This is a genomic window from Ruegeria sp. CJ9, from assembly GCF_056536625.1.
In genome coordinates this window covers 471174-496611 of record NZ_JBQFPY010000001.1, presented here as the reverse complement: position 1 = coordinate 496611, position 25438 = coordinate 471174, and the positions used below count along the sequence as shown (strand labels likewise).

Below are 25438 nucleotides of genomic sequence, written 5' to 3'. Positions count from 1 at the left end.
GCGCCTTGGGGTCAAAAGCGGTTGTGACGAAAAAGGGCGGCCACTTGGCCGCCCCTTCGATTAGAACAGTCAGGATCAGTTCTTTTCCTGATCTACCAGCTTGCCAGCAGAAATCCACGGCATCATGTCGCGCAGTTTCTTACCAACCTGCTCGATCTGATGTTCGTCATTGTGGCGGCGTGCCGCTTTGATGGTTGGCTGACCAACCGCGTTTTCCAGCATGAAGTCACGCACAAACTTACCGGTTTGGATGTCCGACAGGGTCTCTTTCATCGCCTTCTTGGTCTGCTCATAGGGCAGAATGCGCGGGCCGGTGACGTACTGGCCGTATTCGGCAGTGTTCGAGATCGAGTAATCCATATTGGCGATGCCGCCTTCATAGATCAGGTCAACGATTAGCTTGGTCTCGTGCAGACATTCGAAATAAGCCATTTCAGGCGCATAGCCCGCTTCGACCAGAGTCTCAAAACCGCAGCGGATCAGCTCAACGATACCGCCGCACAGAACGGCCTGCTCGCCGAACAGGTCGGTTTCGCACTCTTCGCGGAAGTTGGTCTCAATGATACCCGAACGGCCGCCACCGATGGCCGAGCAATAGGACAGGCCGATTTCCAGCGCCTTGCCGGTTGCGTCGCTATCCACGGCCACCAGGCAGGGTACGCCGCCGCCTTTGACGTATTCGCCACGCACGGTGTGGCCGGGGCCTTTGGGGGCCATCATGATGACGTCGACACCTTCTTTCGGCTCGATCAGGCCGAAGTGGACGTTCAGGCCGTGGGCAAAGGCAATGGCCGAGCCCGGCTTGATGTTGTCATGCACGTATTTCTTGTAGGTTTCGGCCTGCAGTTCGTCGGGCATGGTGAACATGATGACGTCACACCAGGCCGCCGCTTCGGCGATGCCCATGACGGTCAGGCCTTCGGCTTCTGCTTTCTTGGCGGATGCCGACCCTTCGCGCAGAGCGACAACCAGGTTCTTGGCGCCCGAGTCGCGCAGGTTCAGCGCATGAGCGTGACCTTGCGAGCCATAGCCCAGGATCGCTACTTTTTTGTCTTTGATCAGGTTGATGTCGCAATCGCGATCGTAATAGACGCGCATGTTTTAGGTCCTTTCATATGCGGTTGCTGCGGTTCTAATAGGGTCCAAAGCTATTGGCGAGCGCTTTACAATCGACTATTGAAGCGAAATGCGAAAATTTATGCGCGATATCTGACTTAATCGGAAAAATCATGCTGGATGATATGGACAGGCGCATTCTGCGTCACTTACAGGCCGAACCGACCCTGACCATGGCCGAATTGGCCGAGCGTTGCGGGATCAGTCAGGGAGTGTGCTGGCGCCGGGTTGAAAAGATGCAGGCCTCGGGTGTCATTCTGGGGCAAGAGGTTGTTATTGATTGGACGGCGATGGGATATGCGGTCGAGGTTTCACTGCGCGTGACGCTGGATAAAACCCAGCCGCGCGCGTTTGACGAATTCACTGTTGCCGCGCGGAGTGTTTCGGAAGTTATTGAAATTCAGACGTTTTTGGGGCGTGTGGACGTGAGGCTGTCGGTGATTGCACGCGACATGACGCACTATCAGCAAATCTATCGCGATCGTATTCTTACCCTGCCGCACATAGCCGATATCGAAGCGCTGATGCATATCGCGCGGGTCAAGCGGAACGAGGTGTTGCCGGTATGATCGAACTGGACGAAACCGACCGAACCATCCTGCGTGCGCTGGTACAGGATGCCACGCAAAGTGCCGGGGCGTTGGGGCGCAAGCTGGGGTTGTCCCAACCGGCAACCTGGCGGCGCATCCGCCGGCTGGAATCAGCAGGGGTCATCAAGGGCCGTCGCCTGCGTCTGAATGCCGAGGCGTTGGGGTTCGGCGTGACCGTGTTTCTGGGCGTCAAACTGGCGCGCAAGGGACAAGTCAGCCTTGAAGACTTTGAGCGCGCCGTCAGCGCCATCCCCGAGGTGCAGACGGTCGAACATGTGTTGGGTCTTTACGACTATCGCCTGAGGGTAGTTGCACGTGATCTGTCCGATTTCGAACGGGTGCTGCGACGGCGGATCATGACCTTACCCGGCGCGGGTGAGGTCGAGGCAAACGTATTGCTGAGCGAAGAGCGCTTGCCCGGCCCAATCGGCTAAACCGGGTCAATATTTGGTGCGGATGCAATAGCCGGGGTGATGCGTCATCCGGGCAAAGGTCATCGGAACACCATCTTTCCAAGTAGTGCGTTCCAATTGAATCATCGACGTTCCGGCAGTGGTGCCCATGAATTCTGCCAGCCTTCCGTCGGCGGAAATTGCGCAGAATGCAACCTCAGCCTCGGTAAAGGGGGCAACGTTCAGCAACCACTCGTGGGGACCCCGCGTGTTGAGATCCGCATGCTCAACGTCAGGTACTGTGTCGATGTTGATCCAGCGCTCCTCTAGCTGAAAGGGGCGGTTGTCCGCATAGTGCATGCAGATCACATGCAGCACCCGCGCGTCGGGCGAAACGCTGAGTTGCGAGGCCAGCCAACCGGGGCTGGATACGACATTCCGTTCAACAAGTGCATAGCGATAGATTGAGTTTTGATTCTCAACTGATTGACGGGCCAGAGAAAACTCCAGCTTGGCGTGTTTGCTGGGCTCCTTTTTTACCCGCGTGCCGCTTTTGCGTTTGCGCTCCACGAACCCTTGCTCGGCAAGCTCGCGCAGGGCGCGGTTTACCGTTGCACGCGCGCAATTGAATTCTTCAGCAAGCTGCGTTTCTGTCGGCAGCAGAGATCCTTGTGGCCAAATCCGGCTTTCAATTCGCCGCTTAACTTCGTCACGTACGACCTGAAAACTGATCCGCTTTTGAGCAGTCACGAGAAGCAATACCTTTCTTGTACAAAGTGTATGTATCTGTTCAGAAACACCTCTGGGTGTAAAGGGGTGGTGACCCTATTTGGCGTCAACGAGTTGTTCAATTAGAGCTTTTCGTGGTTAATTTTTTGTTAGGATTTTGACTTCCGTTGCGTCAATTATCAGCACGAGACTGGGGCTGTACCATTCTCGAAAAAGGCCTCAAAATTCTGAAGGACAGTTTGAAAGGACATATCATGCCCGCGCTTTTGGAAAGTATCGACCCGAACGGGCTCGAAGAGTTTTCGGTTGTTTTTACGGATCGGTCGCTGAACCACATGTCAGCCCGGTTTCAGACTGTCATGCGCGATGTTTCGTCCATCTTGTGTGATGTTTACAACGCCGATGGCGTTGCGGTGATCCCTGGTGGCGGTACTTATGGGATGGAAGCTGTGGCGCGCCAATTCGCGCGTAACGCCAACGTTCTGGTCGTGCGCAACGGGTGGTTTTCTTATCGTTGGAGCCAGATAATCGAATCTGCGGATTTGACGGCATCGGCGACCGTACTCAAGGCGCGGCAAACCGGCAACTCCAGCCCATCCCCATTTGCGCCGGCACCGATTGAAGAGGTGGTGTCAACAATTCGCGAGCAACGCCCCGATGTCGTATTTGCACCGCATGTGGAAACATCCGCAGGCCTCATATTGCCGAATGATTACGTGACTGCCATGGCGGAGGCCGCGCATGAGGTTGGCGCATTGATGGTGCTGGATTGCATCGCTTCGGGCTGTGCCTGGATTGATATGAAGGCCACCGGCGTGGATGTCCTGATTTCGGCCCCTCAGAAAGGGTGGAGCGCCTCGCCTTGCGCCGGTCTGGTCATGCTGTCCGAACGAGCCGAAGCGCGGCTGGAGGAGACAACGTCTGACAGTTTCGCTGTAGATCTGAAGAAATGGCGACAGATTATGCAGGCGTATGAGAACGGGGGGCACGCGTATCACGCGACCATGCCAACCGACGCGCTGCAAGCGTTCCGGGATACCATGGTTGAAACCCGTGATTACGGTTTTGAAAAGTTGCGGGACGCTCAGTGGGCCTTGGGCAACGGGGTGCGAGTGATGCTGAAAGACAAAGGGCTGATCTCGGTCGCGGCCGACGGGTTCGGCGCGCCGGGGGTTGTGGTCACTTACACGTCGGACCCCGAAGTTCAGAATGGCAAGAAATTCGCCGCTTTGGGTATGCAGATCGCGGCAGGTGTTCCGCTGCAATGTGATGAGCCCGAAGGGTTCAGCACGTTCCGGTTGGGTCTGTTCGGGTTGGACAAGCTTTATGACGTTGATGGCACAATCGCGCGGCTCAAGCGTGTGCTGGATCAGGTTCTTTGATTGCAGAGCCTCAGCGTACGCCGAGGCCCATCTGCATCAATGTCTTTCGTACGGGCGGTAGGGAATAGAGAGCGCTCAACCCCATCGCCCGTGCATCCCGCAGTGGACGCGCCTCGATCATTGAGGCGCGGTTCAGCAGGTCGATACCTTTGACGCGCATCTCGATTTCGGTGTGGCGGGCCTTGTGATAAGCGTCCAACATCTGAGCATCGCCCAGACCTTCGGGTCGTGCTTGTGCCAGATCCAGCAAGGTACGCAGATCACCCAGCGACATGTTCAACCCCTGCGCGCCGATGGGGGGCACTACATGGGCGGCCTCGGCCATCAAGGCGACCCTTTCGCCCGACAAACGTTCCACCGACTGGCTGATGATGGGCCAGATCGTCCTGCGCGAGGCCAATTTCAGCGGCCCGAACAACCCGCAAGAGCGTTCGGTCATCAGCGCCTCGAACGCCTCGGGGTCGGTGTTCAGCAACTCGACCGCCCGTGGGCCGCGCTCCATCCACACAATCGCCGATGAGGGCTGCCCTTGCCAGTCGGGCAGGGGAACCAGAGTGAACGGCCCGCCGGAACGGTGAATCTCGGTCGAGACATTGTCGTGCGGAATCGGATGTGTGACCGCAAAGGCCAGTGCTTTTTGGCCATACCGGGTGGTGTGGACGTTGATTCCCGCGGCCTCGCGCATCGGGGAATTGCGCCCGTCTGCGGCGATCACCAGCTTGCAGCGTATACGGCTGCCATCGCTCAGCCCCACACGGGCTTCGGCGGTGCGCGTAAACAGGCTGACGGTACCGGTGCCGGGGCGGAAATCGACATTGGGAAGTTCGGCCAGGCGGGTCACCATCTCGCGCCGCAGCAACCAGTTGGGCAGGTTCCAACCAAAGGGTTGGTCCGAAATATCGGCAGCGTTGAAATCGCGCACTACGCGGGGTTCGGGAACGTCGCCTCCTGCATCCACGATTCGCATGATCTGAAGGGGTGCCGCGTATTCGTCCAGCCGTTGCCACAGCCCGCATTGCGCCAACAACCCATGCGCAGGTTGCAAAAAGGCGGTGGTCCGCAGGTCGGATCCGTCCACATCTCGTTCGGTAATCGGTGGTGCGGGGTCGACGCAAACCACGTCGAACCCGGCAGTTCCAAAGACCGCCGCAGCGGTCAGTCCGGCGATTCCTCCGCCAGAAATCAGGATATCACAGCTGTCAGTCATGGCCTTGGTCTCCGAGTCTTGGGCAGAACCTAGTTCGGTTCCAAGGCCGGTGCCAAGTGACATCCTGTCCCGTGTGTCAGCCGCGCGAGATCAGGATGAGCAGGATGAACATCATCGGCACCATCATGACGGCCGGGATGTAAAGCCCAGGCAGGCCGAAGAGCAGCGCCGAACATCCCCACATGCTGAAAATGGCGGCTGCCGTGTAATACCAATCTTCGGCCGTTCCATTGGCGGCATCGCGGGCCAGCCAGCCGAAAACGGGGATTGCAAACAACAGGCGCTGCCAGATGGGCAGGCGCCGAGGCATCTCGATCGCGCTCATGGGGTCTCCGATTCTGTTCGTCGCTGAGGCGCATATAGGATCGATTTCGCACCTGCAGAATGTGCGGATCGTCGCAGTGTGACAGCCTATCGCAGGCGAGCCAGAAAGGCGGTCAAATCGTCGGTGTGATGGTGGATATGGTCCGCCTCGTGCGGCTCGGGCGCGACGTGGACGGTGCGCATTCCCATTGCATGCGGGGCGGCCAGATTGCGCGGGTCATCCTCGAACATGGCGGCCTGCGCAGCATCGATTCCGTCTTGCGCAAAGATCGCCTCAAACGCTGCCTGTTCGGGCTTGGGGCGATAACCGGCGTGTTCGACCCCGTAGATCGCATCGAACAGACCGTTGAGGCCGCGCGCCTCAAGTACACGTTCCGCATAGGGCGCGCTGCCGTTGGTATACACGATCCGACGACCGGGCAGGGATTGGATGTGATCGGCCAGTTCGGCATCGGGGTCCATGTGGCTCATGTCGACCTGATGGACGGCGTGCAGATAGGGATCGGGGTCCAGATCATGCTCGGCCATCAGCCCAGCCAGCGTAGTTCCGTATTGCCGCCAGTAATGTGAGCGCAGCCGATCCGCTTCGGCCCGGTCAACGCCGATAGCCTGCACCACGTAATCCGTCATCAACACCTCGATCTGATCGAACAGGCGCATATGCGGCGGGTAGAGCGTGTTGTCGAGGTCGAACACCCATTGGGTGACGTGAGCAAAAGCTGGTTTGACCATGGGGTTTGTTTAGGCCGCAAAGGCACGGTTTTCAATGCTGCTCTTGATCCAAAGGGCAAGTGACGGATAGACATATCCGAACGAGGAGACAAATCACCATATGCCCCAGTCCAGACAGCCGTCCAAAGACGCCTATAGCCTAATTCTCGAAGCGATCGACGTAGGCGTTTACAAGCCTGGCGACCGTCTGGTCGAAAGCGAGCTTGCCGAACGGTTCGGTGTATCGCGCACACCTATTCGCGAAGCTCTGCAGCGACTTGAAACGCAATCCCTCTTGGAGCGGGACGGGCGGTCACTGATCGTGGCCTCGCTGAACCACAACCAGATGGCCGAGTTGTACGTCGTACGACGCGAGTTGGAAGGGTTAGCGGCCAAGCTAGCCGCAAAGCACGCCACCGAAGAAGAAATCAAAGTGCTGCAGGAAATGGTGACCGAGGATGACGCGCTAGTCGACGACCCTCAGGCTTTGTCTCGGGCGAACCGCCGGTTTCACGAGCAGATACATCTGGCCTCGCACAACCGCTATCTAGTGCAGCAGCTGGATCTTGTGCATCGCACCATGGCGCTGATGGCCACGACGTCGCTGGCGGTGCAAGGGCGCGGTGAGATTGCGCAGAGCGAACATAAGGGAATTGTCGAAGCCATCGCTGCGCGCGACGAAGAGGCCGCGGCACGCGCGCTCAAGGATCACATTTCTGTGGCATTCATGACGCGGCTGAAACAGGACGCGGTTCTGCGCGAGAACTGATCACGCGGGCGGCAGGCTTTCTTCACTGGCCTGCCCATGTTGCGTTTTGTCCCAGAAGAACGGGTTCAGCACCAATTCCCATAAGGCTTTATAGGCCGCCAGAACACCCAATGGGAAATACAGCGGCATGGTCGGCACCCATGGCAACAGAAACCGTCTTTCACGCGCTGAAACGGCGATGGCGCCAACTGCGATATTGATGATCTCGGCGCTTAGAAAAAGGCCGATCAGTGCTGCCAGAATGGCGTCAGAGAGAATGAGGTCTAGTGGGCTGGCCAAGCCAAAGCTTGTCAGCCAGAACAGCCACAGAACCGGTGCCAGCAGGAATTGCCCGACAGTTCCCAGGAAAAAGGCCTGCACGCCTAAAACCCGAAATAGCCCCAGATCTTGAAGCAGCCGCGTGGGGGCCCGCATGTGAACCAGGTAGGTCACCATGAACCCTTTTAGCCACCGTGATCTTTGTCGTACCCAGGGCCAGGCGCGGAAATTGGCCTCTTCATAGGTAGCGGTGTCCACCATTTCGGTGCGATAGCCCGCGCGCGAAAGGCGCACACCAAGATCGGCGTCCTCGGTGACGTTGTGGGCGTCCCAGCCGCCCAACTCCAACAGCTTGTCGCGGCGGAAAAAGAACGTGGTTCCGCCCAAGGGCACAACAAGCCCAAGCCGCGCGACGCCCTGAAGGACGACCCGAAACCAGCTGTTGTATTCAATGGTAAAACAGCGGGACCGCCAATTGGTGCGAGGGTTGTAGTAGTCCAATACGCCCTGCAAGCAGACAACATCTTCGTCCGCCTGCGCGAAATGGCGGACGACACGTTCGATCTGATCAGGCTGCGGCGCGTCCTCGGCATCCCAGACACCCAGAATATCGCCGCGGCAGAAATCCAGCGCATAGTTCATGGCGCGGGGTTTGGTGGTCAGACCGTTCAGCTCGGGCACTTCGACGATTCTGATCCAACTGGGCAGAGCAACCTGGGCAAGAGTGGCGCGTGTTACCTCGTCGGTTTCCTCAAGCACCAGAATAATGTCCAGTAGTGCCTTGGGGTAAGTAAGCCGTTGCAACCGATGAATGAGCGCATCGGCGATTTCACGTTCCTTATAAAGCGGCACCATGATCGACACACAAGGCAACGCTTGTGGCGGGGCTGCTGGGTTTGCCTTGGGCCGGTGTTTTACCGAATGCCAGACAAAGGCCAGCAGCCCGGCAAGACGCAGGCACAAAAACAAGACCAGGCTGATCACGGCGGCGGCGACCAGAACGGTCAGCCCTGTCTTGGGGAAAGCAGCAAACAGCCCCGTAAGCCCTGTTAGGGCAAGGGCGGGTCCTATACGAGATTTCGGGGTCCATGATCGGCAGCTTTGATCCAGCTCCACGCGCGTTTCGGCCGATTGGGCAAGCGAAGAGGCGTAAATGCGCGCGATGGTGTTGTCGATCTGATCGGCACCGGCGAGTACCGGCATGACGGTGTAACCGGCATCCTCAAACCCGCTGCGCACGGCGGGGAACAGATCGGGTCGCGCAGTTGCCACAAGTAGGATTGGACCCAGGCGGCGCCAGGGAATGACGTTATGTTTCAGCCAGAATTCAACTGGTTTAAATTGACACAGTTCCAGGGGCGGGGGCGAACTGTTGATATCGGCAATCTGTAGACCGGTTTGTTCGGACAGCGCGCAGAGAATATCCTGACGGGTGACCCAATCTTCGGCCACCAGAATTTCGCCCAGCGGTGCCTGTTGCCAGGATTGCAGAAACAACGCCTCGTCCAGTTGTGACCGGGTGATCAGACCTCGATCAATCAGACACGCCCCCAATGGCTTACGGTCTTGCGCAGGGATCGGTGCGGCACGCGCGAAATGCTGCAGGTTTAATTCGACCATAATGAAACAACCCTGACGCGGTTACCAGACGTCAGGGTTGCGCAATTTAGGTTAACACCAGGTTAACTATGATCGAACTGGCTATTATGCCTGTGCTTTCTGGGCTGCCATTGCCTCAGCAAAGCGTTCAAACAGATAATAACTGTCCTGTGGGCCGGGCGAGGCCTCGGGGTGGTGCTGTACCGAATAAACCGGACGGTCGGTCATGCGGATACCGCAGTTTGACCCGTCAAACAGCGAGCGGTGCGTTTCCACCACGCCGTCGGGCAAGGATTGTGCATCAACCGCAAAGCCATGGTTCATCGAGGTGATCTCGACCTTGCCAGTGTCCATATCCTTGACCGGGTGGTTGGCGCCGTGGTGGCCGTGGTTCATCTTGACGGTCTGACCGCCAAGCGCCAGCGCCAGCATTTGGTGGCCAAGGCAGATGCCAAAGACCGGCAGTTCGGTGGTGTCCAGAACCTCTTTGATCATCGGCACGGCGTATTCGCCCGTTGCGGCCGGGTCGCCGGGGCCGTTGGAGAGGAACACTCCGTCAGGATTGTGGGCCAGTACCTCGGCCGCTGTCGCGGTGGCGGGCAATACGGTTACATCGCATCCAGCCGACGCCAGGCAACGCAAGATGTTGCGCTTGGCACCGTAATCGATGGCGACAACCTTGTGCACGGGGGCTTCCTGACGGGTGTATCCGTCGGGCCAGGCCCAACGCATCTCATCCCAGCGATAGCTTTGGGCGCAGGTGACCTCTTTGGCCAAATCCATGCCTTCAAGCCCAGCAAAACCCCGCGCAGCGGCAATCAGCGCAGCGATGTCGAAATTGCCCTCGGGGTCATGGGCCAGCGCCACATGCGGCGCGCCTTGCTGCCGGATGGCGCGCGTCAGACGGCGGGTGTCCACACCGCCGATAGCGATGCGGCCACGGCTGGCCAGCCAGGTCTTCAACTCTTCAGTTGCGCGCCAGTTGGACGCATCGGTCGGGTCCCATTTTACCACCATCCCGGCAGCAACCGGATCGCCGGTTTCGTCATCCTCGGGGTTTACACCGACATTGCCGATATGGGGGAAAGTAAAGGTCACGATCTGACCGGCATAAGAGGGATCGGTCATGATCTCCTGATATCCGGTCATGGCAGTGTTAAAGCACAACTCGGCCACGGTTTGGCCGGTGGCACCGAAGCCCATCCCGTAGAACAATGTTCCGTCGGCCAAAGCCAGACATGCGGTGGGCTTGGACGGGGCGTTCTGGGCCATGGGGCGACTCTCCTGCTGGGTAAATCGGCGCATACCTAAGGGGGTTGTGGCGCTGGGTCAAGTCTGTTCAAAATTTGGGCTATTGTGAAAAATCAATTACTTAGCGATATTCACCCCCTGTTGTATCACGCTTTTTGTTTCGATATGGTCAGGGTTCCTTTTCCATGGGGATGGACAGAACATATGGATATGCGATCACGGGTGAACTCAGCCCTGAAGCAAGCAATGAAAGACAAGAATGCCGAGCGTCTGTCGACGCTGCGCTTGATCAATGCCGCAATCAAGGACCGCGATATTGCCTCGCGGGCTGCAGAAAACGAAGAGGCCAAGGGCTGCGGCGATACCGAGGTCCTTGAAATTCTTGGTAAAATGACCAAACAGCGCAAGGAAAGCGCGCGCGCCTATGAAGAAGGCGGACGGCTGGACTTGGCCGAGCGCGAGTTGCGTGAGGTTGAAGTCATCGAGGAGTTTCTGCCCAAGCAATTGGACGATGACGAGGTTTCCAAGGCCATTCAAACGGCAATCACTGCGACAGGTGCGGGTTCGATCCGCGACATGGGCAAAGTGATGGGAGAACTTAAGACCCGGTACACCGGCCAGATGGATTTTGGCAAAGTCGGGCCGATGGTCAAAGATCAGCTTTGCGCGGCAACAGGCGGCGGTTGCTGATCCTTCTTTCAGTCTGAAACGGCTTTTACTGCGCGACCGGTTCGCGCAGTTTTTGTATCAGGTCGTCGTATAGCGCGATGCGTTCTTCCTCGGACAGAAATGACCCTATTTCAACTTCGCGCCCATCTCCGGTCAGCGTCACGTAATTCGGGACAGGTCCACCGCGTTTATGCATTTCGGGGCGGGCCCAATAGCGGTTGCAGGTCCATTCTTGCTGACCGCTGCGCGGGTCATGGTGGACGAGGTGCGCCCGCGTGCCAGTCAGTGTCAGAATCTCGAACACGCTGCGCGCGCGATAGTTGGTCTGGATCGCCAGCCACAGTCCCAGAACGGTTACTAGCAGGAAAGGCAAAAGCCCCCAAAGGATGATCGACCCAAGCACTGCCAACAGCGGGATCAGTCCAAACAGAAACACGGACAGAATCACGATCATCGCCCCGCGTGGAGGCAGTGAATTATGCGGCCAGAGGCGCAATTCCTGTTCAGTTTCAGACGTTTTTGTCCATCGGTAGGGCATGGCTGATATGTAGCGCAATGCTGTGGCGTTTCGAAGGGAAATGATTACGCAACGTGGCCAACACGCACCCAGGATAGCGCGTCGTCCAGTCGGTCATCTCCCCAGAAAACCTCGCCGCGGACGACAAGGCTGGGGGCGCCGAAAACACCCAGCTTGGCGGCCCGTTCGGTTTCCGCTTCAAGTGCGGCCACGGTATCAGGGCTGCGAGCGCGGGACAGTACCAGGCGCGGGTCCTGCTGGCATCTGTGCAGCGCTTCTGAGATCGCGGTTTCGCTGCCGGCTTCGATATTTTCTTCGAACCAAATGCGATACAGGGCCAACGTGAAATTCTTACCCCAGCCATCGCCCATACCCAGCAAGGCAACCTGATTGGCAAGCGCCAGGTCCGAGATCGGGTAGGGTACAGGCAGCTTGGCGTGGATGTGATATTTTGCGGCCCGACGTTCGATATCGCGCCACATATATGCGGACTTCACCGGTTTACCTGCAAAGGGAATATTCTTCTGATCCGCCATGACCGTGCGTACGTTGAAGGGCCGCCAAGTTACGGCAACGTCATGTTCGTCGCACCAATCATCCAGCCGCATGATCGTCAGGAAGCTGTAGGTGCTGCCAATGGAATACCAAAAATCAATTTCGGGCATGTAATCACTCCGATCTCAGAGTTCCTTCACCTATCATACCCTAAAATGGTCGGATTTTCGAATTTTGCCTGAAACACGCGGTTCACCAGCGTGGTGGCACGTTGTTCAAAACAGGGCTTTTTCGACAGGTTGCGCGGGTTGGGGCGCAACACCGCAGCCGGTCATCTGACGCATATCAATCTCGATTGTTCGGCACAGCGCCGAGATTGGCACGTCGGTGACATCCCCTTCGAACGGATCCTCCATCGAGGCACTGACGCGCTCGGTCACAAAGAAGATCCAGCAAACCAGCGCGCCGACAGGGGCAAAGGTCATCCAGTCGAACAGCACTGTTCTTATCATCGAGGCATCGGTGCCCACCATGATGGAACGTTCGTCGTTGAAGGCCAGAGGCAACAGGAAAATGAATATCCAGCTGAACAGGCGGCCGACCTCGGCAACCTGACGCGGGAATGGAGTGTTTTTGATCCGCTCGCACTGGCCTTGCGCCGTCGTAAACCGGGATAAGCGATCCATCAGCGCCACGTGCCAGAAGGGGTCGATCTTTCCCTGTTGCGCCATATCTGACAAACGACGGGCCTGCAGGTTGATAAGACAGGCCGCGCGATTGGTCTTGTCCTCCAACAGCGGCAAATCCGCCTCAAGTTGACTGTTCCGCCAGCTTTCGGGATTTTGATGCAGGTCTTCGTGGCCTGATACGGGCTTGTGGCCGAACATCCATGGCCTGCGTTTGCGACCGGTAATTGCAGGTTGACGCAGCTGATAGGCCAGCATGTTTATCCAGGCGATGTGCCGCTCGATCAGTTCATCGCACAGGTCTTCTTCAATCACTGAGCCATTTGGTTGGACCAGGGTACTGATCGTATTGCCCCAGTCCCGGCTTGTATTGGCGATATCACCCCAAACCCCGCGGGCTTCGGTCCAGCGCCCATAGGTGGAAGTGTTCTTGAAGCCCAGAAAAAACGCCACTGCCAAACCCAACATCGCTACTGGTGGGCTGGGATTCGAAATCAGATCAATCGGCGTCAGTTCATCGACCACCTGAACCAGTAAAATCCAGGCCAGAACGATACCGATAAAACCGACCGAACCTTTGAGCAGTTTTCTGATCGAAATGCCATCATGAAGTATCATGGTTTGCGTGTCTTCCGCCGGGGCGCCCAGAATTCCTGTTTTTGAATACTATTCCCATGGTGCTGGATGTGTCTATGCACGTGCCGGACAGGGTGCAGAGACCGGACACAAAAAAAGCCCCGCTCAAGGCGGGGCTTTAATGGGTTTATCGGACTGCGGGATCAGTGCGCGTGGCCTTTGTCCCAGTCTTCCTGCTTTGGCAGCTGCTCGAACGTATGCTCAGGCGGCGGCGAGGGCAGGGTCCATTCCAGCGTGTCCGCGTATTCGTTCCATGGGTTCGGACGGGTCTCTTTCGCGCCACGCAGCAGGGCATAGATCACGATGCCGAAGAACAGCAGGAACGAAGCGAAGGAAATGAACGCACCGATCGACGATACAAAGTTCCACTGGGCGAAAGCCTCAGGATAGTCGATGTAGCGGCGGGGCATGCCCTGACGGCCCAGGAAGTGCTGTGGGAAGAAGGTCAGGTTGGCGCCGATGAAGAACAGCCAGAAGTGAACCTTGCCCCAGAACTCTGAGTACTGACGACCAGTCATCTTTGAGAAGTAGAAGTAGACACCGGCAAAGATTGCAAAAACAGCACCCAGCGACATCACATAGTGGAAGTGCGCAACGACATAGTAGGTGTCATGATAGGCGCGGTCGATACCTGCCTGCGACAGTACAACGCCGGTCACACCACCAACGGTGAACAGGAACAGGAAGCCGAAGGCAAACAGCATCGGCGTCTTGAACTCGATGGAACCGCCCCACATTGTGGCAATCCACGAGAAGACCTTGACGCCTGTCGGCACCGCGATGACCATTGTGGCCAACATGAAGTACGCCTGCTGACGCAGCGACATGCCAACGGTGTACATGTGGTGCGCCCATACGACGAAGCCCAGAACGCCAATTGCGATAATCGCCCAGACCATTGGCAGGTAACCGAAGATCGGCTTGCGTGCGAAGGTCGCAATCACGTGGCTGATGATGCCGAAGCCGGGCAGGATCACGATGTACACTTCCGGGTGGCCAAAGAACCACAGGATGTGCTGATACAGGATCGGGTCACCGCCACCTGCCGGGTCAAAGAAGGTGAAGCCAAAGTTGCGGTCCATCAGCAACATGGTGATCGCGCCGGCCAGAACCGGCAGCGACAGAAGAATCAGCCACGAAGTGACGAAGATCGACCAACTGAATAGCGGCACCTTAAACAGCGTCATGCCAGGGGCACGCATGTTCAGGAAGGTGGTGATCATGTTGATCGCGCCGAGGATCGAGGAGGCGCCCGATACGTGTACGGCGAAGATCGCAAGGTCCATGGACATGCCGCCCTCGGTCGTGGACAGCGGCGGGTATAGAACCCATCCGACACCCGAACCAAGCTGGTCGTTCCCACCGGGGCTCAGCAACGAAGCCACGCCCAGCGAGGTACCGGCGACGTACAGCCAGAAGGACAGGTTGTTCATCCGCGGGAACGCCATATCCGGCGCACCGATCTGCAACGGCATGAAATAGTTGCCAAATCCGCCGAAAAGAGCCGGGATGACAACGAAGAACATCATCAGAACACCATGGTAGGTGATCATCACGTTCCACAGGTGTCCGTTCGGGGTACACGGGTCGGCCATGAAGCCTTCCAGGCACATGAACTGCACACCGGGGTGCATCAGCTCGAGCCGCATGTAAACGGTCATCAGAACCGAGATCAGACCGGCAAGTGCCGAGACGATCAGGTACAGAATCCCAATGTCCTTGTGGTTGGTCGACATGAACCAGCGGGTAAAGAATCCGCGATTATCTTCATGCTCGTGACCATGAATGGCTGCGTCTGCCATTTAGGTGCCTCCTGTTGCAACTGCACCGCGCAGCCAGACCTCTCTGGCGCGCGGGATTCCTGCTGGTTTTAGAGGGCGAAGGGGGCACCTTCAATGGCCGAGTTTGATCTGGATCAAGAATAATTGTCGCGGGTGGGAGGAAATCCCGCGAATTCTTGGTCTCAGTCAGGCCCTATCTGGCGATGGCTGTCAAAATTTCAAGGGTCCGCTTCTGCCCATTCGTGCGGCGTGGCAGAGTTCCGCCTTGACCCCCTGTTGTGTGGGTCGCAGAACTATCCCCAATTCCCGAAACCGGAGACAAGATATGGCCGCTTACGATCCCGACAACATCTTTGCCAAGATCCTGCGCGGGGAAATTCCCGCGACCCGCGTGTACGAGGATGACGAAACGCTGGCCTTTATGGATATCATGCCGCGGTCCGACGGGCATCTGTTGGTGATCCCCAAAACACCCTGCCGGAACCTGCTGGACGCATCTCCTGCGCAACTGGCCGCCGTGACGGCAACCGTGCAGAAGCTGGCGAACGCTGTGGTCAAGGCGTTTGACGCGGACGGGGTCACCGTTCAGCAATTTAACGAGGCCGCAGGCGGACAAGAGGTGTTTCACCTGCATGTTCACATCCTGCCGCGTCAGGAAGGTGTTGCCATGCGGCCTCCGGGCAAGATGGGTGACTTCGACCTGATCGCCCAGCATGCGGACAAGATCAAAGCAGCGCTGGTCTGATCACCCCTTGCCGTCGTGCGGCCCAAGGCACGCGCTGTGGTCGCCGAACGTGTGGAGCACGGCGCAAACATGGTCGTGCCCACCGTCACAAGCCGAGGCGATACGGGTCAGTTCCGCCTCAAGCCTGACCAATTGAGCGATACGCTCGCGTACATCTGCCAATTGACGTTCGGCGATTTCATGTGCCCGGTTCAAATCATCGCCATGCGCGCCTTCCAAGGATAACAGTGCCTCAATATCGCTCAAAGGCAGGCCAAGGTCTCGCCCGTGGCGAATGAACTGCAACCGATTTAATACGGCAGTGTCATACCGGCGCTGATTTCCAGCCGTTCTTTCCGGCTTTGGCAGCAACCCTTTGTCTTCGTAGAACCGGATTGTGGGCACTTTGACGCCGGTTCGCCGGGAAAGCTCTCCGATCGAGTACATTTTTCGGCTTTCCTCTCTTGAACCTCTAGTGACTAGAGGAATTACATGTGCTGTGCAGCCAAAACAAGGAACACCGGCACCATGGCACATCATCACGGCCAGGAGGGACATAACCATCACCATATCGACCCGGACGCAGGCGATAAGCGCGTCGCAGGGGCGATAGGAGTGAACATGCTGCTGACCCTGGCGCAAGTCATCGGCGGCATCCTTTCCGGGTCTCTGGCACTGATTGCAGACGCATTGCACAATTTTTCGGACGCTATCGCGCTGATCATCGCTTTTTTCGCGCGTAAGATTGCCCGTCGACCCGCCGATCCGCGTATGAGCTTTGGGTATGGTCGCGCCGAGGTGGTCGCGGCGCTGGTCAATTACACCACACTGATCGTGTTGTCGGTGTATCTGTTGTACGAAGGTGTCATGCGGTTTTTCCAGCCCGAGCCTGTCAACGGCTGGATGGTTGTCTGGATCGCCGCGCTTGCTTTGGTCGTCGACCTTATCACCGCTGCGCTGACCTATTCGATGTCGAAGGACAGCATGAACATCCGTGCGGCCTTTATCCACAATGTCGCTGACGCCCTTGGATCGGTTGCCGTCATTGTCGCAGGTGCGGCCGTCATACTGTTTGGCTGGACCTGGGTAGACCCTGCGGTGACGATCCTGATCTCGGTCTACATCCTGTGGCACGTGAAATCTGAGATTGGAGAAACGATCCGGGTGCTGATGCTGGGCGCGCCGCCCAATCTGTCGCCCGAGGATGTGGCCACCGCGATCGAAGCCACTGAAGGAGTGGCCGGTGTCCACCATATCCACCTTTGGAGCATGCAGGAGCAGGAACCAGCCCTGACCGCGCATCTTGAGATCGACGCCCAAAGCTGGACAGACGCGGAAACCATAAGATTGTTGGTGAAAGAAACCCTGAGGTCGCGGTTCGCAATCGGGCATGTCACATTGGAGTTTGAGCGCGCGGACAAAACGCATGCAGCATTGCCCCGGTTTGGACATGACAATTTGCAAGGGTCCTGAAAAGGAATTGCCGTTCCGATTTTGGGGTCGGAACGGCAGACTCGTAAACAAACACTTTTTCCGACACCCAGGTCTTCAGGGATCACCGGTTTAACACACCACTCACTCTAGAACGGTAAAGTTAGACTACCCGTTAACGCGCAATTTGTATCGTTCTGAGTGAGCTTTCCGCCAAATAAACTCAAAATTAACGGGCTAAATGGCAGATTGCATACGGGTTCGGAAACAAAGGGAATTCTTAGGGGGAATTGTCAATTCGCCTTGCCGCGTTTAGCGATTCGAATTCAGGTTATGCGATGGTCGTTTCGAAACTATCCGCAAAGGTTTTTTGCAAGGCAGCGTCCACGTCGGCCATCGTTACAGGCAAGCCTAGATCGACCAGAGACGTCACACCATGCTCGCTGATTCCACAGGGGACGATGCCGGAAAAATGCTCAAGATCAGGTTCAACATTGATTGAGATACCGTGAAAGCTGACCCATTTGCGCAGGCGCAATCCAATGGCTGCGATCTTGTCTTCGGCTGGCTGGCCGGTCACCGTAAGCGGCTTGTCATCACGTTGCACCCACACGCCGACACGGCCGTCGCGAATTTCGCCTTTAACGTTGAACTCGGCCAAGGCTGCGATCACCCAAGTCTCAAGCTTTTTGACAAAGCCCCGCACGTCCTTACCGCGTTTGTTCAGGTCCAGCATGACATAAGCCACGCGCTGACCGGGGCCGTGATAAGTATACTCTCCACCACGCTTGGCTTCGTAGACCGGAAAGCGATCTGGATCCGTCAGATCCTCGGACCGGGCCGAGGTGCCTGCCGTATAGAGCGGCGGGTGTTCCAGCAGCCAGACACACTCGTCCGCCTCGCCCGCAGCGATGGCCGCGACGCGCGCCTCCATAAAGGCGACGGCTTCGGTGTAATCGGTTAACCCGTCGGTGATCTTCCATTCCATGGCGGTTCCATATCGCGCAGGTGCGGCAAGGGGAAGGGGTCAGGCGGCCTCGGCCAGGCACCTTTGCAGAATCTGGGCATAGGTGTCTGTGCCCTGCGCCCCGGTCACCAGATATTTGCCGCCGAACACCATTGACGGGACACCGGAAATACCCCGGCTGGTCCAGAACTCTTGCTTCTTACGTACTGCGGCGACATGCGCACCGGATTCCAGCGCAGATCGCGCCGCGTCAACGGGCAGACCGGCCTCTGCAACTGCTTCAAGCAACACATCAATCTTCGACACATCCTTCTGGTCGGTGAAATACGCCTTGAACAGGGCAAGTTTAAGCGGATGCTGGCGGCCCTGAGCTTCGGCCCAGTCCAACAGTTGGTGGGCCGCAAAGGTGTTCACCATTCGGCTGTCTTCATTGAAATTGAACGCAAACCCCAGCTCGACCCCCAACTGCGTCAGCCGATCCCGATTCAGTTGGCTTTGTTCCGCGGTCGAGCCGTATTTCTCCATGATATGCTCGCGCAGGTTCTGGCCTTCTGGCGGCATGGTCGGGTTCAGTTCGAACGGATGCCATCTAAGGCGCGCCAGAACATTTTCCTGCTTCAGAGCCAGATCAAGCTGTTGAAATCCGACGATACACCAGGGGCAGACGACGTCTGAAATGATGTCGATCTGAAGGACGGGGCGGGGATCTGCGGCAGTCATGTTCAGACTCCTGAGCGGAAGATGAAGGATACGTTGACAATACAGATATGAATACAGACGGGGAATTCAAACTGGCGTGTTTTTGTCTCTTCACATCCTGATCATCTGCGTCTATACGCCCCACTACTAAGTCACTGGCAGTGCGGTCGTGGCGGAATTGGTAGACGCGCAGCGTTGAGGTCGCTGTGGGGTAACTCCCGTGGAAGTTCGAGTCTTCTCGACCGCACCAAATAATTCATCTCGTTGTGTAATTTCAATTTATCATGTTGGCGTGAACGATCTTGGTCCACCTAAAGGCTTGTGATTTGGTCATCGGCGCAACGTAGTCGCTTTCGCTGCTTCTGCACGCGTGCGCTGATGCCTCCGATCGTCGAGTAGAGTGCCGACAACCGATCAAGTACATAAATGGCTTCCACCAACTACTGTTTATCGAGGATGAATCTCCACTGCTGGTTAAAAGGCTGTATGAGGGCGTCAACGTAATTAGCTGCCGCACATGTGAAGGCTGATCAGCCGCGAGTATTGAGATAAACGTGCAACACGGGCCTAATAACTGCGACGACCATACAATCTGAGTTGGGCGTCAAAACTTGAGTGAATTAGTTCAAATAGAGTGCGCCCAATCGATGAAGCAGCTGAATATGTTGACAGTCCGGCGGTCATTGGCTTTTTTGTTTCCGGTTTACATCAATTAGAACAACTAAAACGAACAAAACACGAGAATTTCTCGGTGCTCGGACAGCTCATCCCTTATGATGTTCGTAGTAATATCGCGGCCTGCAAGTAGTAGGCCTATTTGCCGAAAGTTGTGAATCTACTGCATCTTCGGAAGTGTATTTGGTAACGAGTGTGCTGTTTCGATCGTATGATCGAGACAGCATTTTCTTTTTGGAGTTGCTTTGGCAATATGCAGGCTCCCTCATTTTACCACTGACGATCTCGAGTGTGCCACGAGGTCTTGTGATCATAGGGATAACTTCACCACTGAAAATCCGCTACTGAATCACGGGATTGCTTCAAAGATGCAAAGTGATGTGCCATCGAAATTGCTTGGCAGGAATTCGTTATCGTTGCTCCGGTTGCGCGGCGCAGGTTAGTGAGGTGTGCTCGGCTCCGGCGGAACCTACCTCGTGCCCGCTTATCGCGGGAAACATAACAAAGAACTCTGTGCCTTCACCAAGTTTGCTTCTGTAGTCTATTGTACCGCCAAAATGCTCAACAATTTCCTTTGAAATGTGCATCCCGAGTCCGGTACCGCCTGCGTGACGTTCATCGGAGGAGTCTATCTGGGAAAAGCGATCGAATACTTTGTCATGGAACCCCTCAGGTATCCCGATGCCATGGTCTTTGACGAAGAGGCGAATATTCCCGCCGACTTTCTCGCATCCGACGGTTATCTCGCCTCCATCAAGGGAGAATTTAGCTGCGTTGGAGATAATGTTGGCCAACACCTGAAGAAGGCGGGAGGGATCACCTTTAACGTACAGATCATTGTTTCCCCTTAAGTCTTCTACAATTTCTACGTTGTGAGCACTGGTGTATCCCATGTTACATGCAATCGCTTCCTGAATCAGCGCATGTACATCAACAGTTCCTTCGCGGTAGTTCATCTCGCCCGCTTCCATTTTTTGAATGTCCAGCACATCATTGATTAGGGATGCGAGCCGTTCGCAGTTTTTACCTGCTAAATGAATGAGGCTTTGCATTGATTCTGGAGCTTCACCCAATGCGCCTGTGTTGATTAGGTCAAGTGATCCCTTGATCGAAGTGAGAGGCGTACGCAGTTCATGGCTAACTGTCGATATGAACTGAGTTTTCGCAATGTAGGCCGCTTTTGTTCTTTCGTGCTCTGCTTTGAGCTTTTCGAGTTGTTCCAAGTTCCTGCGGTAGAGCTTCAGAAACACCATCGAACAGTCAATCAGAAAGTACATTACAAAGATAACGGTGAAGAAGTGCAGCCAGAGTTCAGATGAAAGCTCGGGGCGTTCGGTCCAGATATCTTTTACGACAATCAACATGAACGATACGCCGTACATGGTCAGACGGACAATCATTGCCCACAGAAACTGATGGTTGTTCATTGCAGCAAACAACGCCGCAGCAAACAAGAAGAACATTGGAGTAAAGTGACCGCCGGCGGGTTGTGCGAAAGCAACTGAAACAGCATACAGGCAGATTGCAGTTGAGCTGAGGATCGTGTTCAACAGAATCCAAGCAACCATCATACTAATTGCTTTGTGCTGATCTGGCTTTAAGCGCGGTACGCGTTTGGCCAGCAATAGATCTTGCGCTTCGCATATGAGGATTGTCCCATAGAACAGCATGGCGTTTACGGGATCGAAGAAGAACGCAGTCAAAATGGTCGTGGCCAGATAAATAGCCTGCCGCTGCCACAGAAGCGCAAAGCTCATGGCAGTATAATCTATTATGTTTTGCAGAAGCCGGTTTTCCGTTTCACCAGAATCCCGGTCCGGCAGATTGGCGTCGATGGCTGTCATCTAGATGTCTTCGTTTTTCGCGCTTGGACAGTACCATTAGCGGCATAATGAGGACTTAGTTGGTCTGAATTGGGTTCACAGTTTGGCGCTAATCCTTTGAAGGCCACCGAGATTGTTGGCGTTTCACGCAAGATTCTGATGTGAGAGGTTGAAAAATTTTTGTTGCGCAAATGCAGTGTGGGGCGCCCAGAATTGACGATCTCGTTGCTAAGTGCAATTTTTTTTATCTTAATGTGCCATAAAGAAGGAGAAAATCTAAAAGGGTTGGGGTTTGACTGCAGTTCAATTTACGAAGTTGGGGCAGGGCGCTGTCGCTCCTGTTTCGGCTAGGCTTGCAAAAAAGCCGGTGACACTGCTTCAGTTTGCAAGGTCCGCGGGTCGAAACATGTTTGAAGTCATCCCGGCCGAAACTCTGCGTGAAACTTATGTTCGTGGGCCTTTAAACATACACTATATCTGCGATCCTGAAATAATAACCGAGTTACTTGTCGGGCAGGGCCGTTCGTTTCCCAAAGCCAAGTTCACTAAAGACATTATTGGATCGGCTGTAGGCAACGGGTTGATACTCTCTGAAGGGGAAAAATGGCGTCAGCAGCGGCGTAGGTATTCTCCACTATTCGCCGCCAGGAACCTCCCGGTTCTGGCTCGGCATTTTGCAGAGACTGGTGTCGAGATTGCAGATTCACTGGCGGAACACGAAGGCCCCGTAGATGTTGCACAAATTGCGCCTGCATCAACGTTGACGAATATTTCCAGGGTGATTTTTTCGGGTAACAAGAAAGTCAGTTCAGAGCAAATACGCGTGGGGCTGATCAAGTATTTTGAGTACATTTCTGATTTGTCTCTTTTCGATTTAATGGGTTTGCCAAAGTGGGTGCCGCGCAAGAATTGGCTACGCAGCCTGGCCCCGGTGACTAATATGCGGAACCTTGCCAGACAGGTTATTGATCAGCGTCGCTCCGAATGCCGCAGCGAGCCACAGGATTTCCTCGATTTCATGATTGAGGCGTTGAAAACAGATTTCGAGGATGAAGCGACAACCGTTGACAACCTTTTAACCTTTGTCGTCGCTGGTCATGAAACTTCCGCCAACGCTCTGGCCTGGGGGTATTATCTGCTGGCGTTGCACCAAGATATGCAAGCTAAGGTTAGACAAGAAATTCGGTCGGTTCGCCCCATAGGTCCAATGGAGTTTTCTGACCTGGAGGCAATGCCACTCCTGCGCGCCCATGTAAAAGAGACGCTGCGGCTTTACCCTTCAGCCTCGTTCTTTGCTAGAGACGCAACTGCCGACCTTGAAATCAAAGGGGTAAAGATTGCAAATGGTGACGCGCTGTTCTTCCCAGTTTACTCTTTGCACAGAAACGAAAAACTTTGGGATGCTCCTGACCACTATCGACCGGAACGGTTCTTGGGATCTACACTACCTCGAGGTCAGTACATTCCATTTGGAGATGGTCCCAGAATCTGCATTGGTGCTCAGTACGCTGAAACTGAAATCATGGTACTTATGGCTTCGGTGCTCCGTCGAATAAATTTTTCGATTACAGAGTCTGAATTACCGGAACCAGTTTTGACATTCACCATGCGTACCAGTGGCCCACTCATCCTCAATGCCGAACGGGTTCGCGAATAAAGTTGATATCTAAACTCCAGTGCCTGACCTTTGATCGACGTCAGGCCTGGCGATAGAATTAGCTTACTGCCGGCGAGTGAGGTAAGTGTTATCGCCGTACAGCTCACGCAAGACTACATCAAACAATCTATCGTTGACCATTTCTTTGCGATGCGGTGTGGGCTCTGAAAATGTGGAAGAGGTTGTAACCAGGCCCTTTCTGAGATTGGCCTCACGATGATTCACTTTTTTGATAGCCATGTCCAAAGAGGCGAATGCTCCAACCTTCGTAAAAGAACGAAGCGATACCGGTGTACCTTTCACCACTTTAAGATGGACAGATGCGCAGCGGTTGCTGAGAATAGTCCCTAGTTCTTGGTTTAGGAAAGCTTCGGTCGGAATATTCTGGGTGCGTTCCCGCCCATGTGTAACAACGAGAAATGCGCCACTCCCGCGATAGGAATAAATTCCTCCAGCAGCCTGTGTTGTTCTTTCAATGCAGAATCCAATGTCGGAAACAGATCGCCGAAAATCACCAAAATTCTTCAGATCAAAGTGATACTCGGCGTCACGAAATTTGATTGCGGTGACCCAGGTGTCAAATCGACGCCTCCGTGAAAGCTGCTCGACATAGTTATCGAATTCGACATACCCCAAGCATTGTTCCTGCTCGTCGATAGACAAAGGATCCTTGAAATTGAATTTCTGGTTGAAATCCAATTCACTGCGAAGGTTTTCTATCGACGCCGATGAGGATTGGGTTTTCCTTCTTTCCATCATCAGAAGGTGAGCAGCGTTCATACGGCTGCGCAATTCAAAGAAGTCGAAGGGTTTAGTTACATAATCAAACGCGCCTTCTAAAAATGCCTTCTCGATGTTGTGCCTGTCATCCAGTGCAGTCAGCATTATGACAGGTGTTTCCAGATTTTCCGGCAGGTTTCGGATTTGCGAAAGCAATTCTATCCCTGAGGTTCCAGGCATCTGAATGTCAACAAGCAGACAGTCGAACGGGGATTCTGCTGCTTCTATCATCCCAAGCGCTTCATCAGCTGAACTGGCAGCAGCCACATTGCAGTTTTCGAGTTCAGGAAGTGCTGACTGGAGCAATTTCAAAATGTCAGGATCATCATCAACCGCCAGTACAGTAAGTGCGGTCTTTCTTTGCGCTCGATGCTCTAAATTTCTTTGGAACCGATCACTGCCAAATGTGGAATGTCTCATAACTGGTGAACCGTTGATATCCTCATAACGGGATAAACTTATGAGGAGAGTGGGCCGAAACAGCGGCAAAAATGGAGAAAGTCTTCTTAGAAAGGGGCTTTTTCTTGACCTTTATTTGGCGCCAACGGCCTCAATAACGAATTGCCAGTCATTGTTGTGAACTAGCGTCGCTTTCTCTTAACGTTATTTTTTCGGCAATCTGTTGGCGCTAAAGGGCAGTCTACGATCGCAAAACTACGGAATTGAACAACGGTTGGAAGTCTAAGCATCGTCTCTGGAAACCCCACGAAAATGCAATACAGCCGAGTTCTCCCAATAGTCTTAAAATCAACCTTAGTTGCAATGAAATATGCGTCGGGCGTCCAAGAGTAAATAAGACAATCTAGTGGATGAGGTGTTCCATTTACTTGTGGATGTTGAATAAAACCGACTGACTGATGGTGCCATCGATGGAAAACTTTGCGCCGACAGGCGAGGCATTGATGCCCAGTCGCCGTGACCACCGTGCCCAGACTGAAGGGACGATGCCCAGGATGCTGGTCGCACCACCTTCCATCGCGACAGTAGTCATCTGGTGAAACAACTCCTGTTGAACCGAAAGCCTGCGCGACGATGCAACATCCTTTGCCACGAAGAAACGGGATGCTTCCCAAACAGAGCGCTTTACCGGGGCGTCAATAAATAGAACGTCAGTTGGTATTCCTTTAAGGATACCTCTTTGCGCGTCGCGCAGCATATAACTGTATACCCCGCACTCTGCAGTCGTGGGCAGAAGTCGCACACCTCCTAAGACCTCACCGAATTCATGCAACACAACCCATCGACAGGCTGGCGTGTCGTATTGGTCAAATTCCATCCCGTCAGCTTCGCCAACTTGCCACTTTAACTGGTCAATGAAAATTGATTTTCTGGTTTCAAGGTATTTTGTCAGAAGGGTGCCATGCTCGGAAATATTGCGAAAATTAAGTGTAGTCGCGCGAATATGGCCAATGTTGCCACGTGGCATTGGCGGACTGCTATTGGCAGCAAATATTTCTAGTCGCGCCAAAGTATTTGGTGCGCCTGAAGTGCCGTTAGCAGGTGTCAGTTCCGGAAGCTCCTCCGGGACCGGGTATGTCTGCTTATACCTGAGTGGTCGGTCCATATTTTA

General features: G+C 55.1%; 25 protein-coding genes and 1 tRNA gene. 9 read left to right on the top strand and 17 right to left on the bottom strand.

What is annotated here, in order from left to right; translation table 11 throughout:
• Positions 1–75 precede the first annotated feature (75 nt).
• Entirely contained in the window at positions 76–1098 is a 1023-nt protein-coding gene (ilvC, locus tag ACR0AJ_RS02465; protein WP_170357880.1) for a ketol-acid reductoisomerase, read from the bottom strand.
• A 131-nt stretch (positions 1099–1229) separates the two neighbouring features.
• Between ilvC and ACR0AJ_RS02460 the strand changes: the two genes are divergently transcribed.
• Both ACR0AJ_RS02460 and ACR0AJ_RS02455 read left to right on the top strand, forming a co-directional pair.
• Entirely contained in the window at positions 1230–1685 is a 456-nt protein-coding gene (locus ACR0AJ_RS02460) for an Lrp/AsnC family transcriptional regulator (protein WP_425080834.1), read from the top strand.
• Positions 1682–2140, top strand: coding sequence for an Lrp/AsnC family transcriptional regulator (locus ACR0AJ_RS02455; protein WP_170374819.1), 459 nt, complete (start codon positions 1682–1684; stop codon positions 2138–2140). Before ACR0AJ_RS02460 ends, ACR0AJ_RS02455 begins: the two co-directional genes overlap by 4 nt.
• 6 nt (positions 2141–2146) lie before the next feature.
• On the opposite strand, the gene ACR0AJ_RS02450 is transcribed toward ACR0AJ_RS02455, so the two are convergent.
• A complete protein-coding gene (locus ACR0AJ_RS02450; RefSeq protein ID WP_170357886.1) occupies positions 2147–2848 on the bottom strand; it encodes a GntR family transcriptional regulator in 702 nt (233 codons plus the stop codon).
• Positions 2849–3081: 233 nt separating this feature from the next.
• On the opposite strand from ACR0AJ_RS02450, the gene ACR0AJ_RS02445 reads away from it, so the two are divergent.
• A complete protein-coding gene (locus ACR0AJ_RS02445) occupies positions 3082–4209 on the top strand; it encodes an aminotransferase class V-fold PLP-dependent enzyme (RefSeq protein ID WP_170357888.1) in 1128 nt (375 codons plus the stop codon).
• 10 nt (positions 4210–4219) lie between these two features.
• Here ACR0AJ_RS02445 and ACR0AJ_RS02440 read toward each other — a convergent pair whose 3' ends face one another.
• The 3 genes from ACR0AJ_RS02440 to ACR0AJ_RS02430 all read right to left on the bottom strand — a co-directional run bounded on the left by ACR0AJ_RS02440 (position 4220) and on the right by ACR0AJ_RS02430 (position 6472).
• Positions 4220–5416, bottom strand: coding sequence for a UbiH/UbiF family hydroxylase (locus ACR0AJ_RS02440; protein ID WP_480740000.1), 1197 nt, complete (start codon positions 5414–5416; stop codon positions 4220–4222).
• A 76-nt stretch (positions 5417–5492) separates the two neighbouring features.
• Positions 5493–5741 carry a hypothetical protein gene (locus ACR0AJ_RS02435; protein ID WP_170348344.1) on the bottom strand — a complete coding sequence of 83 codons (249 nt, stop codon included), beginning with the start codon at positions 5739–5741 and terminating at the stop codon, positions 5493–5495.
• Between the two features lie 86 nt (positions 5742–5827).
• Complete coding sequence (locus ACR0AJ_RS02430) at positions 5828–6472, bottom strand: pyrimidine 5'-nucleotidase (protein ID WP_170348345.1); 645 nt, start codon at positions 6470–6472, stop codon at positions 5828–5830.
• Between the two features lie 100 nt (positions 6473–6572).
• Here ACR0AJ_RS02430 and ACR0AJ_RS02425 point away from each other — a divergent pair, with 100 nt between their 5' ends.
• On the top strand, positions 6573–7220 hold the full coding sequence (locus ACR0AJ_RS02425) for a GntR family transcriptional regulator (protein WP_170348346.1): 648 nt from the start codon (positions 6573–6575) through the stop codon (positions 7218–7220).
• Here the strand turns inward: ACR0AJ_RS02425 and ACR0AJ_RS02420 are convergent, their stop codons facing one another.
• On the bottom strand, positions 7221–9098 hold the full coding sequence (locus tag ACR0AJ_RS02420) for a glycosyltransferase (protein ID WP_480739998.1): 1878 nt from the start codon (positions 9096–9098) through the stop codon (positions 7221–7223).
• Between the two features lie 84 nt (positions 9099–9182).
• Positions 9183–10349 carry a glutamine-hydrolyzing carbamoyl-phosphate synthase small subunit gene (gene carA / locus ACR0AJ_RS02415; protein WP_170348348.1) on the bottom strand — a complete coding sequence of 389 codons (1167 nt, stop codon included), beginning with the start codon at positions 10347–10349 and terminating at the stop codon, positions 9183–9185.
• 183 nt (positions 10350–10532) lie between these two features.
• On the opposite strand from carA, the gene ACR0AJ_RS02410 reads away from it, so the two are divergent.
• Positions 10533–11018 (top strand): GatB/YqeY domain-containing protein, encoded by a 486-nt coding sequence (locus tag ACR0AJ_RS02410; protein ID WP_170348349.1) that lies wholly within the window; start codon positions 10533–10535, stop codon positions 11016–11018.
• 25 nt (positions 11019–11043) lie between these two features.
• On the opposite strand, the gene ACR0AJ_RS02405 is transcribed toward ACR0AJ_RS02410, so the two are convergent.
• The 4 genes from ACR0AJ_RS02405 to ctaD all read right to left on the bottom strand — a co-directional run bounded on the left by ACR0AJ_RS02405 (position 11044) and on the right by ctaD (position 15133).
• Complete coding sequence (locus tag ACR0AJ_RS02405) at positions 11044–11535, bottom strand: DUF2244 domain-containing protein (RefSeq protein WP_170348350.1); 492 nt, start codon at positions 11533–11535, stop codon at positions 11044–11046.
• A 44-nt stretch (positions 11536–11579) separates the two neighbouring features.
• On the bottom strand, positions 11580–12179 hold the full coding sequence (locus tag ACR0AJ_RS02400) for a 2-hydroxychromene-2-carboxylate isomerase (RefSeq protein WP_170348351.1): 600 nt from the start codon (positions 12177–12179) through the stop codon (positions 11580–11582).
• Between the two features lie 105 nt (positions 12180–12284).
• On the bottom strand, positions 12285–13313 hold the full coding sequence (locus ACR0AJ_RS02395) for a bestrophin family protein (protein WP_480739996.1): 1029 nt from the start codon (positions 13311–13313) through the stop codon (positions 12285–12287).
• Positions 13314–13474: 161 nt separating this feature from the next.
• Positions 13475–15133 carry a cytochrome c oxidase subunit I gene (gene ctaD / locus ACR0AJ_RS02390; RefSeq protein WP_170348353.1) on the bottom strand — a complete coding sequence of 553 codons (1659 nt, stop codon included), beginning with the start codon at positions 15131–15133 and terminating at the stop codon, positions 13475–13477.
• A gap of 304 nt (positions 15134–15437) precedes the next feature.
• On the opposite strand from ctaD, the gene ACR0AJ_RS02385 reads away from it, so the two are divergent.
• The gene (locus ACR0AJ_RS02385; RefSeq protein WP_170348354.1) at positions 15438–15857 is read left to right on the top strand and encodes an HIT family protein; all 420 of its coding nucleotides are present in this window, start codon (positions 15438–15440) and stop codon (positions 15855–15857) included.
• Here ACR0AJ_RS02385 and ACR0AJ_RS02380 read toward each other — a convergent pair whose 3' ends face one another.
• Positions 15858–16283 carry a MerR family transcriptional regulator gene (locus tag ACR0AJ_RS02380; RefSeq protein WP_170348355.1) on the bottom strand — a complete coding sequence of 142 codons (426 nt, stop codon included), beginning with the start codon at positions 16281–16283 and terminating at the stop codon, positions 15858–15860.
• Positions 16284–16364: 81 nt separating this feature from the next.
• On the opposite strand from ACR0AJ_RS02380, the gene ACR0AJ_RS02375 reads away from it, so the two are divergent.
• Positions 16365–17309 (top strand): cation diffusion facilitator family transporter, encoded by a 945-nt coding sequence (locus ACR0AJ_RS02375; RefSeq protein WP_480739995.1) that lies wholly within the window; start codon positions 16365–16367, stop codon positions 17307–17309.
• A gap of 289 nt (positions 17310–17598) precedes the next feature.
• On the opposite strand, the gene lipB is transcribed toward ACR0AJ_RS02375, so the two are convergent.
• Together lipB and ACR0AJ_RS02365 are read right to left on the bottom strand one after the other, a co-directional pair.
• Entirely contained in the window at positions 17599–18255 is a 657-nt protein-coding gene (lipB, locus tag ACR0AJ_RS02370; protein WP_170348357.1) for a lipoyl(octanoyl) transferase LipB, read from the bottom strand.
• 39 nt (positions 18256–18294) lie between these two features.
• Entirely contained in the window at positions 18295–18954 is a 660-nt protein-coding gene (locus tag ACR0AJ_RS02365) for a DsbA family oxidoreductase (protein WP_170348358.1), read from the bottom strand.
• A gap of 142 nt (positions 18955–19096) precedes the next feature.
• Here ACR0AJ_RS02365 and ACR0AJ_RS02360 point away from each other — a divergent pair.
• Positions 19097–19183 (top strand) — tRNA-Leu (locus ACR0AJ_RS02360).
• Positions 19184–20018: 835 nt separating this feature from the next.
• Here the strand turns inward: ACR0AJ_RS02360 and ACR0AJ_RS02355 are convergent.
• A complete protein-coding gene (locus ACR0AJ_RS02355; protein ID WP_170348359.1) occupies positions 20019–21452 on the bottom strand; it encodes a sensor histidine kinase in 1434 nt (477 codons plus the stop codon).
• A gap of 385 nt (positions 21453–21837) precedes the next feature.
• Here ACR0AJ_RS02355 and ACR0AJ_RS02350 point away from each other — a divergent pair, with 385 nt between their 5' ends.
• Positions 21838–23088 carry a cytochrome P450 gene (locus ACR0AJ_RS02350; protein WP_480739993.1) on the top strand — a complete coding sequence of 417 codons (1251 nt, stop codon included), beginning with the start codon at positions 21838–21840 and terminating at the stop codon, positions 23086–23088.
• A gap of 63 nt (positions 23089–23151) precedes the next feature.
• On the opposite strand, the gene ACR0AJ_RS02345 is transcribed toward ACR0AJ_RS02350, so the two are convergent.
• Entirely contained in the window at positions 23152–24288 is a 1137-nt protein-coding gene (locus ACR0AJ_RS02345; protein ID WP_480739991.1) for a response regulator, read from the bottom strand.
• Between the two features lie 403 nt (positions 24289–24691).
• The gene (locus ACR0AJ_RS02340; RefSeq protein ID WP_480646341.1) at positions 24692–25432 is read right to left on the bottom strand and encodes an acyl-homoserine-lactone synthase; all 741 of its coding nucleotides are present in this window, start codon (positions 25430–25432) and stop codon (positions 24692–24694) included.
• Between the last annotated feature and the right edge of the window lie 6 nt (positions 25433–25438).